At 36.3% G+C, this 13,945-nt stretch carries 11 protein-coding genes; 10 read left to right on the top strand and 1 reads right to left on the bottom strand.

Going from position 1 to position 13,945, the window contains the following annotated elements; all coding sequences use genetic code 11:
• The first annotated feature begins 45 nt into the window (after nucleotides 1-45).
• Together AB1410_09915 and rnhC are read left to right on the top strand one after the other, a co-directional pair.
• Complete coding sequence (locus tag AB1410_09915) at nucleotides 46-1,344, top strand: acetyl-CoA hydrolase/transferase C-terminal domain-containing protein (protein MEW6457011.1); 1,299 nt, start codon at nucleotides 46-48, stop codon at nucleotides 1,342-1,344.
• 40 nt (nucleotides 1,345-1,384) lie between these two features.
• Nucleotides 1,385-2,041, top strand: coding sequence for a ribonuclease HIII (gene rnhC, locus AB1410_09910; GenBank protein ID MEW6457010.1), 657 nt, complete (start codon nucleotides 1,385-1,387; stop codon nucleotides 2,039-2,041).
• Here rnhC and AB1410_09905 read toward each other — a convergent pair.
• The gene (locus AB1410_09905; GenBank protein MEW6457009.1) at nucleotides 2,018-3,436 is read right to left on the bottom strand and encodes a Na+/H+ antiporter NhaC family protein; all 1,419 of its coding nucleotides are present in this window, start codon (nucleotides 3,434-3,436) and stop codon (nucleotides 2,018-2,020) included. The genes rnhC and AB1410_09905 overlap by 24 nt on opposite strands.
• A 361-nt stretch (nucleotides 3,437-3,797) precedes the next feature.
• On the opposite strand from AB1410_09905, the gene AB1410_09900 reads away from it, so the two are divergent.
• The 8 genes from AB1410_09900 (at nucleotide 3,798) to AB1410_09865 (ending at nucleotide 13,898) form a co-directional block, all read left to right on the top strand.
• On the top strand, nucleotides 3,798-5,579 hold the full coding sequence (locus AB1410_09900) for a type I restriction-modification system subunit M (protein MEW6457008.1): 1,782 nt from the start codon (nucleotides 3,798-3,800) through the stop codon (nucleotides 5,577-5,579).
• Nucleotides 5,560-7,104: an ATP-binding protein gene (locus AB1410_09895; GenBank protein ID MEW6457007.1), complete on the top strand. Its 1,545-nt coding sequence runs from the start codon at nucleotides 5,560-5,562 to the stop codon at nucleotides 7,102-7,104. The genes AB1410_09900 and AB1410_09895 overlap by 20 nt, the downstream gene beginning before the upstream one ends.
• A gap of 182 nt (nucleotides 7,105-7,286) precedes the next feature.
• Nucleotides 7,287-7,823 (top strand): ORF6N domain-containing protein, encoded by a 537-nt coding sequence (locus tag AB1410_09890; GenBank protein ID MEW6457006.1) that lies wholly within the window; start codon nucleotides 7,287-7,289, stop codon nucleotides 7,821-7,823.
• A gap of 97 nt (nucleotides 7,824-7,920) precedes the next feature.
• Nucleotides 7,921-8,214 carry a hypothetical protein gene (locus AB1410_09885; GenBank protein ID MEW6457005.1) on the top strand — a complete coding sequence of 98 codons (294 nt, stop codon included), beginning with the start codon at nucleotides 7,921-7,923 and terminating at the stop codon, nucleotides 8,212-8,214.
• A gap of 25 nt (nucleotides 8,215-8,239) precedes the next feature.
• Complete coding sequence (locus AB1410_09880; GenBank protein MEW6457004.1) at nucleotides 8,240-9,235, top strand: hypothetical protein; 996 nt, start codon at nucleotides 8,240-8,242, stop codon at nucleotides 9,233-9,235.
• Nucleotides 9,232-10,362 (top strand): restriction endonuclease subunit S, encoded by a 1,131-nt coding sequence (locus AB1410_09875; protein MEW6457003.1) that lies wholly within the window; start codon nucleotides 9,232-9,234, stop codon nucleotides 10,360-10,362. The genes AB1410_09880 and AB1410_09875 overlap by 4 nt, the downstream gene beginning before the upstream one ends.
• A 1-nt stretch (nucleotide 10,363) precedes the next feature.
• Nucleotides 10,364-13,369 carry an HsdR family type I site-specific deoxyribonuclease gene (locus tag AB1410_09870; protein MEW6457002.1) on the top strand — a complete coding sequence of 1,002 codons (3,006 nt, stop codon included), beginning with the start codon at nucleotides 10,364-10,366 and terminating at the stop codon, nucleotides 13,367-13,369.
• Nucleotides 13,362-13,898 carry a M48 family metallopeptidase gene (locus AB1410_09865; GenBank protein MEW6457001.1) on the top strand — a complete coding sequence of 179 codons (537 nt, stop codon included), beginning with the start codon at nucleotides 13,362-13,364 and terminating at the stop codon, nucleotides 13,896-13,898. The genes AB1410_09870 and AB1410_09865 overlap by 8 nt, the downstream gene beginning before the upstream one ends.
• Nucleotides 13,899-13,945: the final 47 nt, after the last annotated feature.

The raw sequence follows: 13,945 nt of genomic DNA, 5'->3' as shown, positions 1-13,945 counted from the left end.
GGCAGGCTCTGAAGGGTTGCCCTACTAATAACTAAAGAGTAAGCGATGTCATGGCATGAGGATTATAAGAAGAAACTTTGTTCTCCTGAAGAGGCAGTGTCTTTAATAAAAAGCAATCACAGAGTCTTTATGAGTGGTAATGCTGCAGCTCCATATGTATTGTTGAATGCCCTTGCAAAAAGAAAAGACGAATTGTTCAATGTGGAACTTATTCATGTTCTCCTTTTAGGAGAAGATCCTTTTTCCAGTCCGGACATGGAGGGTCATTTCAGGCATAATTCATTGTTTGTGGGCCCAGCAGACAGAAAATCAGTTAATGAAGGAAAATCAGATTATATTCCTGTATTCCTTCATCAAATCCCAAATTTATTTCTTTCGAGACAGATGAAGCTTGATGTAGCAATGGTTCAGGTTTCTCCTCCTGACATTCATGGGTTTATGAGTCTTGGAGTCGAGGTTCTTGTTTCAAAAGCTGCTGTAGAAAGCGCAGAAATAGTTATAGCTCAAGTGAATGATAAAATGCCTCGGGTTCTTGGTGATTCATTTATACATGTATCTAAAGTTTCTAAAGTAATAGAAACATCCCAAGAGCTCCCAAAGCTTGAAAGAAAAACTTTTACCGATATGGAGAAAAAAATAGGAGAATATGTTGGAAAATTAATCGAAAATGGCTCCACTTTACAATTGGGGATCGGGGGCATTCCTGATGCTGTTCTTGCCTCATTGGAGGGAAAGAAAGATTTAGGAATTCATACTGAAATGGTTTCCGATGGAATTGTTGAAGGTATCGAGAAGGGAATAATAACAGGAGCAAAGAAAACTCTTCATCCTGGTAAAGTGATTGCTACTTTCATCCTTGGCTCAGATAACCTTTACACATTTGTGGATAACAATCCATTGTTTGAGTTACATCCTACAGATTATACAAATCATCCTTTTATCATTGCCCAAAATGATAAAATGGTTGCGATAAATTCAGCAATAGAGGTGGATTTAACAGGTCAGGTATGCGCTGATTCAATTGGACCGTATATTTTCAGTGGATTTGGAGGCCAGGTTGATTTCATAAGGGGCGCTGCCCATTCTAAAGGAGGGAAGCCAATTATAGCACTTCCTTCCACTGCAAAGGGAGGAGAAGTTTCAAGAATAGTGCCGTTCTTAAAACAGGGAGCCGGGGTTGTCACCACAAGAGCCGATGTATGGTATGTCGTAACTGAGTATGGTGTTGCTTATTTACATGGAAAAAATTTGAATGAGAGGGCAAAAGCTCTCATAGAGATTGCCCATCCTGATTTCAGAGAAGAACTTGAAAAAGCTGCAAAAGAAAGAAAACTTTTAAAATAATAATTTCTATAACTATTGTAAAGACGTGTTGCATCTTTTTATGAACGGGCGGACGTGCTGGATAGGGACTGATGAATCAGGAAAAGGAGATTATTTTGGACCTTTAGTAATAGCAGGGGTTTCTGTAAATAAGAACCAGATAAATCGTTTGAAAGAGCTGGGAGTAAAAGATAGTAAAAAACTCTCAGATAATAAAATAAAGGAACTTTCTAAAATAATTAAGAAGGAATTCATAAATTCCCTGGTTACGATAAGTCCGGAGAAATATAATAAATTATGGGGAAGGATGAAAAATTTGAATAGAATTCTTGCCTGGGGCCATGCAAGAGTTATCGAGAATATACTTCAATTAACTTATTGTGATAGAGCTATTTCTGATAAGTTTGGAGATGAAAAGTTCATAGAGAGAGCTCTTATGAAAAAGGGCAAACAGATAATAATTGAACAGAAGGAAAAGGCTGAGGAAGATTTAGCTGTGGCAGCAGCCTCAATTCTTGCTCGAGCCCAATTTCTAAATGAAATGGAGAAAATTTCTTCAGAGATTGGAGTTGAGCTTAAAAAAGGTTCATCCCAGGAAGTAAAAGAAATTGCAAAGAAATTGATAGAGGAAAAAGGGACTGAAGTACTCGATAGAATAGCAAAAAAACATTTTAGAATTACTAAAACACTACTCCTAAACGAAAAGAATTCCTATTAATATGTAAAGAAATAAACTTACTCCTGCAGAAAACAGAGCATAGGGAAGCTGGGTGGTGACATGATCCATGAGGTCAGAAGCAGAAGACATTGCAGAAATTATTGTAGTGTCTGAAAGAGGAGAAGCATGATCTCCAAAGACTCCCCCTCCCAATATTGCAGATAAAACAAGAGGAATGCTTAAATTTAAATTTATTGCAGCAGAGATTCCTATCGGTACCATTATCGCAAATGAACCCCAGGAAGTTCCGGTAGCAAAAGCTATAAAGCATGTTGCAGCAAAAAGAATTGCAGGAAGAAGAAAAGGAGGGAGTGCTCTTGAAAATTGAGAAGCGACAAATTCACCCGTATGGAGCTCCCTTGAGATACTCCCGATGCCATATGCAAATACAACAAGAATAGTAACGGGGAGAAGCCCTGACATTCCCTTAATGATTAAATCAGTTAAATCATGGATGTTTAGATTCTTTTTGATTAAATAGATGACTGAAGCAATTAGAATCGAAATCAAAACCGACCATAAAACTGAAGTGGACCCTGAGCCTTTGAATATATTTCCATTTCCGGAAATGTAAAGAGCACAGGGTATAATAGAGATCATCACAAAAACAGGAATAATTAAATTAAATGGATTTGGCTTAACTCCTTCTTTAGTTTTTAAATTAATTATATCATAGGCGATAAGAGGGTTAGATCCATCTCTGAAAATCTTTCCCTCTTTTTCTACTCTTTCCTCTGCCTTCTTCATCGGCCCAAAATCTTTGTTTAAAAAAGCGATTATAAAAACCATTAAAATTGCCAAGATTGAGTAAAAATTTAAGGGCAAGGATTTAATAAGCACATGAACCGGGTCTTTTATGTTATGAGCTAAAAGAAGGCCGATAACAAAAGCTCCCCATCCATTTAGAGGTATCATCATACAGACAGGAGCAGAGGTTGAATCGCAAATGTAGGCAAGCTTCTCCCGGGAAATTTTTAACTTATCAAAAATTGGTCTAAAGATTGACCCGACTATGAGGGAGGTGATGCTTGATTCAATGAATACAAGAACTCCTATTATCCCTGCCAGAGCCTGAGCTTTTCTCTTTGTCTTGATTATACCCTTTAAAGTAACATAATTTATCAACCCCTCTATTCCACCGGATCTCTGGGCAAGGGCGATTAAACTTCCCACGAGCATACAGAAAAAGATTACCTGAACATTTTCTTTTTTTGAGAAGACATTTAGGATTTCTTCTAATGTGAGGTAGAAAGAATAAAATATTCTTCCTTTGGAAATTATAAGCTCTCCAGAGTAGATTCCAAGGAAAAGGGAGATATAAATGTGTCTTGTGATCAGAGCTAAAGCAATTGCTACTAAGGGAGGAATTATTGAAAGCCAGCCAAAGCTTTCCATTTTTAAATTTCAAATGTTATCATAAATGCAAAACAAATTCCATTCCAAAATTTAAGTCATTTAAAGTATCTTAAGATGTATTAGTTAAATCACACAAAAAGTAACTGAAATGTTATAAATTCTAATTAGAAATTCTTATATAGATTTATTTTTAGACGCTTCCACCATTAAACATGAGGGCCTTTCGTAAAAAATAGCACCTCTACATTGCCATATAAATCTTGCCTAATCACATCGAGGGATTATCTTTTAAAAGAAAGGGTATATTTTAAATAGAAAAATTTGACAAAGGATTTTTTTTATACTATTATATAAGTATGAAATTAAAAACTTATCTAATTTATTTATATGGAAATAGTTTATGATACCTAAATGGCTCGAAAAAAGATATGGGATGCTCGTGGAAGCCTTCAAGGATTCTTTATTCCGTTTTGAAGAAGCAGAAAAGATTCTCAAGGAGAAGTTGCAGGACTCAGAGGAGCAGGTCAATGTTATTCTTTCAGAGTTACGAAAAAGAGATTGGCTCAAAGTTGAACTTGACCCTAAAGATGCAAGAAAGCGTATCTACACATTGATAAGCCGAGAAAAAATATTATCGGAATTATTTACGATAAGGAATGATACTCTAACAAGAGACGATCTTGATAATCTACTAAAAAAAGCTGCGGATCTTATCAGAACAAGGGTCGATTATACATTTATACTTTTCCTTCTTTTCTATAAAAGGATAAGCGACAAATGGGAAATAGAATACGAGGCGGCCTATAAGGAAGCCCTTGCAGATGGTCTTAGTGAGGAAGAGGCAAAAGTAGAGGCAAAAAACTCCATATATCATGATTTCGATATTTCGGATGAACTTCTTTGGGAAAACATAAGAAAAGAACCTGCGCGATTACCAGAAAACTTTTCCAAGGCAATGAAGCTTCTCTCAGAGAAAAATCCTGAGTTAAAAGATGTCTTTGAGAATGTTGATTTTGTCCAGTTCACCACAAACAGAGAGAATGTAGAGATATTAAGGCAACTTGTCGAGCTCTTCAGCGCAAAGCCACTTCATCATGTCTCTCCTGACATACTTGGTGATGCCTACGAATGGATTTTAAAATATTTCGCTCCCCAAAAGGCAAAAGAAGGAGAAGTTTACACGCCAAGAGAGGTTATAAAACTCCTCGTAGAAATTCTTGATCCCCAGCCAAAAGAAAGTGTTTATGATCCTGCTTGTGGTTCAGGAGGCATGTTAATAGCCTCCTATCAACATATTGAAAATGAAAAGGGAAAAAGTGAGGCTGAAAAACTTTTCTTGTCCGGACAGGAAGCCAATCACAAGACTCTCGCCTTAGCGAAGATGAATCTTTACATCCATGATATAAGGAATGCCCAACTTGTGCTTGGCGATACTCTGCTTTATCCCAAATTTAAAGATGCTGAACGTGCCAAAACGTTCGATGTCGTCATAGCCAATCCCCCATGGAATCAAGATGGCTATGGTGAGGATATTTTGAAAAAGGGTGAGTTCTGGAGAGAAAGATTTAAGTACGGATTCTCTCCAAATCAATCCGCAGACTGGGCTTGGATTCAACACATGCTATCCTCTGCAAACACCGAAAAAGGTAGAGTAGGTATTGTCATAGATAATGGTTGTCTCTTTAGGGGTGGAAAAGAAAAAGCGGTGAGAACAGCTATTATTAGCGAAAACCTGATGGAAGCAGTCATTCTCCTCCCTGAAAAACTTTTCTACAATACAGGTGCACCAGGAGCCATCCTCATTCTCAATAAGAATAAACCAGAGGAAAGGAAAGACAAGATTTTATTTATAAATGCAAGCAGAGAATATGAACAACATCCAGAGGTCAGAAAACTCAACAGATTAGGAGATGAGCACATAAATAAAATTGTTATTGCATACAGAGAGTTTAAGGATATAGATGGATTTGCAAGGATTGTAGAGCATGAAAAGATAAAAGAAAATGACTATAACCTGAATGTTACGCTGTATGTTTTTCCTGAGGAAGAGACAGAGGAGATTGATGCGGCAAAAGAGTGGGAAGAGCTTCGCATACTTGAAAAGGAGCTAACAGAAGTAAGCGAAAAGATAGAGAATTATCTTAAGGAACTAAAGGTATCTAATGATGAAGAAAAAATCTGAGAATCAAGATTCTATTGAGTCTGGAGCTGAAAAAAGAGTCAAATTGATAGAGAACGGAGAACCACAAAAAATGAAGATAATGGAAGAGAGGAGCAGATGGGAAAGTTCAAAGATTGAGTATAAACTTTGCAAATCGAAACTTTCTAAGGATTTATGGGAGACCGTTTCAGCTTTTTCAAATGAAGGCGGTGGAATGATACTTCTTGGGTATGAGAAGGCAGACAATAACTACATCCCTGTGGGCGTAGAGAATCCTTCAAAGATATTGGATGACTTTACCTCCACCATTGGGCAGAAATTTAATTATTGTCCTGTTGTAAGAGCGGGGATAACAGAGGATAAAGGTATGCCGATAATTTTGATTGAAGTAAAAGAAGCACCGAGATATCAAAAGCCAATCTACATAAAAGACTTAGGCCCAATTAAAGGAGGTTTTAAACGAATAGGAGCTACCGACATAAGATTAACAGATTCTGATGTCCAGAGATATTATCAAGAGCGAATGGGAGCTCCTGATGCACAATCTGTTATTGGTACTACATTAGAAGATATTGATATCAAGGCTATTTCTGTCTTCAGAAATCTGCGTAAGCTCATAAAACCTGATGCTCCGGAACTCACATTTGACAATGCCGAATTATTGAAAGCGTACAATCTGCTGGCACAAGATGGCAGGACTTTAATCGTAGCTGGCATCCTTCTTTTTGGTAAGGAAGGAATTGTAAAACGATATTTTCCAGCAAAGCGCCTGGATATAATCAGGATAAAAGGGTCAGAATGGGGAAAAGAAAAGAATCCCTTTCTCTCACAGGATTTGACAGGAAATCTCGTAACTCTCTGGTCTTCTGCTCTCGACATCCTTGATCGTTTCTTCTTGATTCCATTTAAATTGGATGAGAAGCTCATTCGCACAGAAGAGCATGCCCATAGAAAGGCTTTAAGAGAAGCCCTCACTAATCTTTTAATGCATCAAAACTATTTTCACCCAAGCCCTGCTCAGATAAGAGTCTATAATGATAGAGTGGAATTTTATAACCCTGGCTACTCTCTAAAAGATCCTTCTCTCTTTAGTTCTCCTGGATCTGAATTGCGCAACCCTCTAATAGCCGCTGTTTTTTATGATATCGGATGGGCAGAAACAAAAGGAACAGGCATTAGAACTACCGTTGAGCTCCTGAAAAAAGAAGGATATCCAATTCCAGATTATTCAAATGATATAAAATCTGATACTTTTACCTTCACACTGCGTCATCCAACCGAACAAGTCACCCCACAAGTCACCCCACAAGTCACCCCACAAGTCGAAATAATGGATAGAATTGCTCTGACTCTAAGTTATTGCCAAACTCCGAGATCCCTGAAAGAAATCATGGTGCACCTAAACTTAAGAGACAGAAAACACTTTATAGAGAAAATCCTCAATCCTCTATTGGAAAAGGACTATTTAAAAAGAACGATTCCGGATAAACCAAAAAGTAGATTTCAAAAATATATTGCAATAAAGAAAGGGGAAAGAGATAGATGATGAAAGTTCAAAGAAAAGTACAGAGGAGCTTATTATGAGCTGGTTTGACAATGGTTGTCATTTAAGTTGTCATTTTCTAAGAGGCATAAATTTATTATATTTTGATGCAAAAAGGTTAATTGGCAGGCAACTACGACGGCAGAAAATATAAAAAAAATTAAAGATTATGTAAAAAGTCAAGGATGATGGAACTGGAAATGCTTAATCAAGCAATTGTTCCAATAGAACAGATTGAGAGAAAAATTTGTTTTATCCGAGGGAAGAAAATTATGCTTAGCACACACCTTGCGGAACTCTATGAGGTTGAAGTTCGTGTGCTTATCCAGGCAGTAAAACGCAATATCGAGAGATTCCCTGAAGATTTTATGTTCCAGCTTAATGAACAAGAGTATAAAATCTTGAAGTCACAAATTGTGATTTCAAGTTGGGGAGGAGCAAGACGTGCCCGCCCTTATGCCTTTACTGAACAAGGTGTTGCCATGCTTTCCAGTGTATTGCATAGCGAAAGAGCCATTCATGTGAATATAGCCATCATGCGGGCCTTTATAAGGCTTAGAGAAATCCTTTCAGCACACAAAGAACTTGCTCACAAGTTAACGGAGCTTGAAAGAAAAATAGAAAGGCAAGAGGAAAAGATAAAGGCTATTTTCGATGCCATTCGCCAACTCATGACTCCACCTCAAAAGCCGAGAAAGATGATCGGGTTCGGAAGGGAGTGAGAGAGACGAAACCGCTTGGAAATGTAGAAGCCTCGGCTATTAACTTAGATAAGGTTGATGATTAAGTTGATGATTATTAATTTGAGGAGGTTAAATAATGGCTAAAAATAAACACGATCAAATTGGGGAAAAGTTGGCAAAAAGGTTTGGAACAGAATATAGAAAGCAAAAGGGGATTGATATAGTTACAGACAATAGAGTGATTGAAGTTGAGACCACGAAAAGTGGAATATATCAAGGAATAAATCAGGTAAAAAGATCCTCAAAAGCAAGGTATATTGCTGTAAACGAAAGGAATCTACAGAATGCTTTAGATGGTACCAAGGGAAACGGGATAGGGGTCATGGATGAAAAAGGAAATATTATAAAGAGAGCAGGGGGGAAGAAATAAATGTGGTGAGAGGCAAAATAGAAAAATGAGAAGAAGTATTGAAAGTGAAGTAATAGTATATCATGATGAAACAAAAAGCGCTGGTACAGAAATATCAAAGGGACATGCTTTGCTTTTTGTACCGATTAAAACAATTATTGAAGAGACAGGTGATTTATTTGACACACAGATAAGACAAGTTGAACCCTTAAATATTCTATTTGAGGAAATTAAGAAGATAAGAAGTGATTTTGGCGTAGATCATAAATTCCATTTTTCAGAGATATCTGGACGGAAATGGGCAAAGCGAAATAATGCCGATAAACAGATAGTTCAAATAGGTGTAAAGTATTTAAAGCAGAATAAAACTTTTTGCAAGTTAGGTATAATTTTTCATGAAAAGCCAAGGCCAGATCAAATTGCAAGTTATGGTGGTAAAGATAGGAATGAAAGAGAATTAAGGTTTGGAGAAACATTGCTTAGAATGTTATTAAAGGGAACGGTTCATTACCTTTATGACAATAGTCACAAAGTGAAAATCTTAAAAATTATTACTGATGGTCAGCCACATCATCGAAGATTAAACGAGTTTAGAATACTGGATAGACTTACAGGAGAAGTTCGGGAATATGTGCAAATTCCCAAGGATGCAGAGTTAGTACATTTGAATTCTAATCATAGGAATTATAATGAAGGATCGGAAGAATACAAGCACGCCAATATGCTTCAGTTGGCGGATATGTTACTTGGTTGTGCGATTCATTGCTGCCTTAAAGATGCAAAAATCAAGAATATAAATCCTCAGATCGGTAACCCAATAGAAGATAAAAAAGGAATTATTGCATATCCTGTAAAAGAGATGCTTGATAAACGAAAGCGGGGCAGTGGATTTAAGAATAGTAGTCATTATAGAGCATTTACTATTTCTAAAGCGCTTATCCCAAATACTGGATGGGAATTTGAGAATATTACAACCAGAAAAATTGAAATTTCAAATGCAGGACAATTGAGTATTTTTGACATATTGGAATTTAAGAAATGACTAAACAAAAGAAATTTAAACAAACCGAAATTGGCGAGATACCGAAGGAGTGGGAGGTGGTGAGGTTGGGGAAAATATTAACGTTAGAGTATGGCAAAGGATTATCTGAAAGAGAAAGAAAAGCTGGAATGTATCCAGTGGTAGGTTCTAATGGAATAGTGGGATACCATGAAGAAGCTTTAGTTAAGGGGCCAGGTATAGTTATAGGCAGAAAGGGGACAATAGGAGCTGTCTCTTGGATAAACTCAGATTTTTGGCCTATAGATACAACTTATTATATAAATACCTTAATAAAAGATATTGAATTGAAGTGGTTATTTTTTGTATTAAATCATTTAAATTTGCCAAAACTAAGTTTGGCTGATGTAGTCCCTGGACTTAAAAGAGAATTGGTACATGTGCTGAAACTCCCTCTTCCTCCTCTCCCTGAACAGAAAAAAATTGCTAAGATTCTTTCAACGGTTGATGAGGCTATTGAGAAGGTAGATGAAACTATTGAGAAGACCGAAAGGCTAAAAAAGGGGTTGATGCATGAGCTACTGACCAAGGGCATAGGTTATAAAGAGTTTAAAGAAACAGAGATTGGAAGGATACCGAAGGAGTGGGAGGTGGTGAGGTTGGGGAAAATACTAACGTTAGAGTATGGCAAAGGATTATCTGAAAGAGAAAGAAAAGCTGGAATGTATCCAGTGGTAGGTTCTAATGGAATAGTGGGATACCATGAAGAAGCTTTAGTTAAGGGGCCAGGTATAGTTATAGGCAGAAAGGGGACAATAGGAGCTGTCTCTTGGATAAACTCAGATTTTTGGCCTATAGATACAACTTATTATATAAATACCTTAATAAAAGATATTGAATTGAAGTGGTTATTTTTTGTATTAAATCATTTAAATTTGCCAAAACTAAGTTTGGCTGATGTAGTCCCTGGACTTAAAAGAGAATTGGTACATGTGCTGAAACTCCCTCTTCCTCCTCTCCCTGAACAGAAAAAAATCGCTGAAATCCTGAGCACAGGGGATAGAAGGCTGGAGATGCTGAAAGAGAAAAAGGGAAAGTTTGAGAGAATTAAGAAGGGATTGATGAATGATTTACTGACAGGGAGAAAGAGAGTGAAATTGGAAACCTGAGATGAAATTTACTGAAAAATCTATTGTAGAAGAGTATCTCCTCCGCAGACTTATAGAAAAGGAGTGGGAATTTGTTCCATCTGATAATCTTATGAGAGAAAACTATAAAGAGCCTCTCCTTGTGCCGAATCTCGTAAGAGCATTAAAAAGAATAAACAAAGAAGCTAACATCGGCGATGAAGAGATAAATAAAGCTCTGAATGAACTAACTTTAACAAGCTCAGGCATTGAAGGAGCAAAGAAAATTTTGAATTTCTATAAATTTGGCATTCCTGTGAAGTTTGAAAAAGAGAGAGTGGTAAAGTACATTCAATTATTCGATTTCAAGGACATCGAGAATAATGAGTTCATTGTAACAACGCAGATCAATTATGACGGCAGAGAAAGAATTCGGATAGATCTTATGCTCTATGTTAACGGCATCCCTCTTGTAAATATAGAATGTAAGAACCCTGCAAGTATATCCGAAAGCTGGTACAACGCTTATAAACAGGTAAAAGATTACGAAAAAATCGTTCCAGAGCTTTATAAGTATGTCCAAATTGGAGTAGCTGCAGAAAGTAGGGCTAAGTATTTTCCTATTGTTCCGTGGCAGGATGAAGTGAAAACGCACGAATGGAAAGAGGAAGGAAAAGATTCCATTGACTCTGTCATCGAAATTCTATCAAGAAAATCTTTACTCGATATACTCAAACATTTCCTCTTTTTCAGGATAGAATTTGGAAATGCCTCTAAGGCGATAACCAGATATATGCAATACAGCGCTGCCAATAAAATCGTTAATAGAGTCATGGCGAATCTCACGGGTCAAGAGGAAAAGAATAGAGGACTTATCTGGCACTGGCAGGGAAGCGGAAAAACCCTTACCATGATATTTGCAGCTCATAAGCTTTACTACATGAAAGAGCTTGAAAATCCCACAATATTTTTCATTGTTGACAGGATTGAGCTGGAAGATCAGCTTTATAGTGAATTCAACTCTCTAGATATTGTAAAACCTGAAATTATTAGTTCAGTGTGGGAACTCAAAGAAATCCTCAAACATGAGGACTACAGAGGCAAGAGAGGAGTTTTTATAGTGCTTATTCATAAATTCAGATATGAAGAACTCAAAGAGGTAGAGAAAGAATTAGAGGAAATATCAAAACACAAAGAAACAATAATGAACAGGAAGAATGTCATTGCCTTTATAGATGAAGGGCATAGGACTCAATATGGAACTCTTGCAGCTCAGATGAAATCAATACTCAAGAACGCCTTCTTTTTTGCCCTCACAGGCACTCCCATTTCAAAGAGAGGAAGAGACACCTATTTAGAATTCAGCTATCCGACAGAAGAACCTTATCTTGACAGATATTTCATAACGGATTCTATCAAAGACGGTTTTACAGTGAAAATCGTCTATCAGCCAAGACTTGAAAAAGAGGTCCATTTAAAAAAGGAGATGCTGGAAGCATTTTTGGAAACAGAACTTGAGGAACTTCCAGAGGAGATCCGCGAAGATGTTGAGGAAGGGATAAAGAAAAGACTTAATGCCATAAAACTCTTTCTTGAAAATCCCAATAGGATTAAAGTAATTGCCGAAGATATAGCTCAACATTTCAAAGAGAATATTGATGGAAAGTTTAAGGCTATGGTGGTAGCTGGAAGCAGAAAGGCATGTGAACTTTACAGACTGGAATTGAATAAACATTTGCCTGAAGAGTATAGCAAAGTAGTCATAACGTTTGATAGAGAAGATGAACTGTTATTAAAGAACGCAGTCGCTGAACTCAGGGCACAATACGGAGGCAAAGATATAGGGGATATCAGAAAAGAAATTATCGAAAAATTCAAAGAAGAACCCTTACCCAGCATATTGATTGTTACTGAAATGCTGCTTGCTGGTTTTGACTGCCCTTCTCTCCAGGTAATGTATCTTGATAAGCTCCTCAAGGAACACAGGCTTCTTCAAGCAATAGCAAGAACAAACAGACCTTTTAATGATTTAAAAGAGTCTGGAATTGTAATTGATTATGTGGGTATTTTAAAAGAATTTAAGAGAGCCCTTGAAATGTACAGCGAAGAAGATATCAAAGGTGCTCTCTTTAGTCAGGACAATGTTATAGAGGAATTTGTAACTCTTATTAGAGAGATTTTGGAAATTCTTAAAGAAGTATCGATTGATTACAAAAGGGAAACCTTATTGAAAACTATAGAAGTTCTTACTTTAGATGAAGAGAAAGGGAAAGAATTTCTTGAAAAGTACAGAAAATTAAGTAAAACTTTCGAACTTCTTGGGCCCAATGAGATCAAATTGGAACATTTTGATTCCTATAAATGGCTCTCTGCAATTTACGCATATTACATGAAAGTAGTCATCCAAAAATCTGTTTATGAAGGCTATATTCAAAAATACTACGATAAAACTATAAGATTTGTTCATAGGGCTACTGAAATAGATACACTTGAGCGAGAACTTCCAACTATAGCTTTTGATAAAGAGTATCTCGAGAAGCTAGAAGAGAAAATTAAAGGAAAAGAGGAGAAAGCAGCGAATATCCTCTTTACCCTTAACAAGTTAGTTCTTGTAGAAAGACACAGAAATCCCATCTATGAGTCATTGATTGAAAAAGTCGAAAGGCTTCTTGAGCTCTGGAAAGAAAAGACTAGAGATTACGCAAAGATTTATACTGAAGGTGTAAGAATACTTAAGGATATCAATACTCTTACAGAGAGACAAAAGTCTTTAGGATTTTCCAATCTTGAATATGCAATGCTCCTTCAACTTGAGCAGAAACTGGAAAATGGAGAACAGCTTACAAAAGAAGTGATGGAACTCTCACAAAATCTTCAAGAGCGTATGTTTTTAGGCTGGTTTAATCAAGCTACTGCAAGAAAGGAAGTAGAGCGTGAGATAAGAAGATTTGTTAGGAGGCTTAAAAGCAAGCATGCTCTCTCTTTAGATGAAATGAATACTCTATATGGGAAACTCATTGAAAGTGTGAAAAATTATGGAAATGCATAACATAAGATATAAAACTTCTTACAGGAATATAAAATATCCAAGGTTAGAATTTACAACAGGTGAGCTTCTTTTAGTACTGCCTGTGAGATTAAAACCTGATATTATTCTTGAAAAGCACAAGAATTGGATTTTTAAAAAGAATGAATTTATAAGGGAATGTTTAAATCTTTCTTCAAATAAAAGATTGATTGAGAGAAGTGAAAAGGAATTCAGGACTCTCATTGAGAAATTTGTTAAAAAAATCTCCAAAGAATTAAGTATTGGATTGAATAATATCTATTTCAGAAATATGAAAACAAAATGGGCAAGCTTGAGTCCCAAGAGAAATCTGACTATAAATATACTGATGCAAAAGTTGCCCAAGTATTTGATAAAGTATGTAATCTTTCACGAAATTACCCATTTAATAGAAAAAAGACATAACGAAAATTTTTGGAAAATAGTCTCCAAAAGGTTTAATAACTACAGAAATTTAGAGAAAGATTTGTTCATATATTGGTTTAATATTCAATATGGCACGAGAAAATGACTACAATCTTTGCATCCAATACCATATTCCTTTATCTTGAATTTTAA

This window comes from Acidobacteriota bacterium, assembly GCA_040756905.1.
GTDB lineage: Bacteria > Acidobacteriota > Aminicenantia > JBFLYD01 > JBFLYD01 > JBFLYD01.
Note: the sequence above shows the minus strand (reverse complement) of the source record. Positions and strands in the feature narration are given on the sequence as shown.

Excerpts from the sequence above, each read along its gene's own strand:
- AB1410_09890 (MEW6457006.1), top strand. The coding sequence starts at position 7,287 with ATGATGGAACTGGAAATGCTTAATCAAGCAATTGTTCCAATAGAACAG.
- AB1410_09870 (MEW6457002.1), top strand. The coding sequence starts at position 10,364 with ATGAAATTTACTGAAAAATCTATTGTAGAAGAGTATCTCCTCCGCAGA.
- AB1410_09875 (MEW6457003.1), top strand. The coding sequence starts at position 9,232 with ATGACTAAACAAAAGAAATTTAAACAAACCGAAATTGGCGAGATACCG.
- rnhC (MEW6457010.1), top strand. The coding sequence starts at position 1,385 with ATGAACGGGCGGACGTGCTGGATAGGGACTGATGAATCAGGAAAAGGA.
- AB1410_09885 (MEW6457005.1), top strand. The coding sequence starts at position 7,921 with ATGGCTAAAAATAAACACGATCAAATTGGGGAAAAGTTGGCAAAAAGG.
- AB1410_09895 (MEW6457007.1), top strand. The coding sequence starts at position 5,560 with ATGATGAAGAAAAAATCTGAGAATCAAGATTCTATTGAGTCTGGAGCT.
- AB1410_09865 (MEW6457001.1), top strand. The coding sequence starts at position 13,362 with ATGCATAACATAAGATATAAAACTTCTTACAGGAATATAAAATATCCA.
- AB1410_09905 (MEW6457009.1), bottom strand. The coding sequence starts at position 3,436 with ATGGAAAGCTTTGGCTGGCTTTCAATAATTCCTCCCTTAGTAGCAATT.
- AB1410_09900 (MEW6457008.1), top strand. The coding sequence starts at position 3,798 with ATGATACCTAAATGGCTCGAAAAAAGATATGGGATGCTCGTGGAAGCC.
- AB1410_09915 (MEW6457011.1), top strand. The coding sequence starts at position 46 with ATGTCATGGCATGAGGATTATAAGAAGAAACTTTGTTCTCCTGAAGAG.
- AB1410_09880 (MEW6457004.1), top strand. The coding sequence starts at position 8,240 with ATGAGAAGAAGTATTGAAAGTGAAGTAATAGTATATCATGATGAAACA.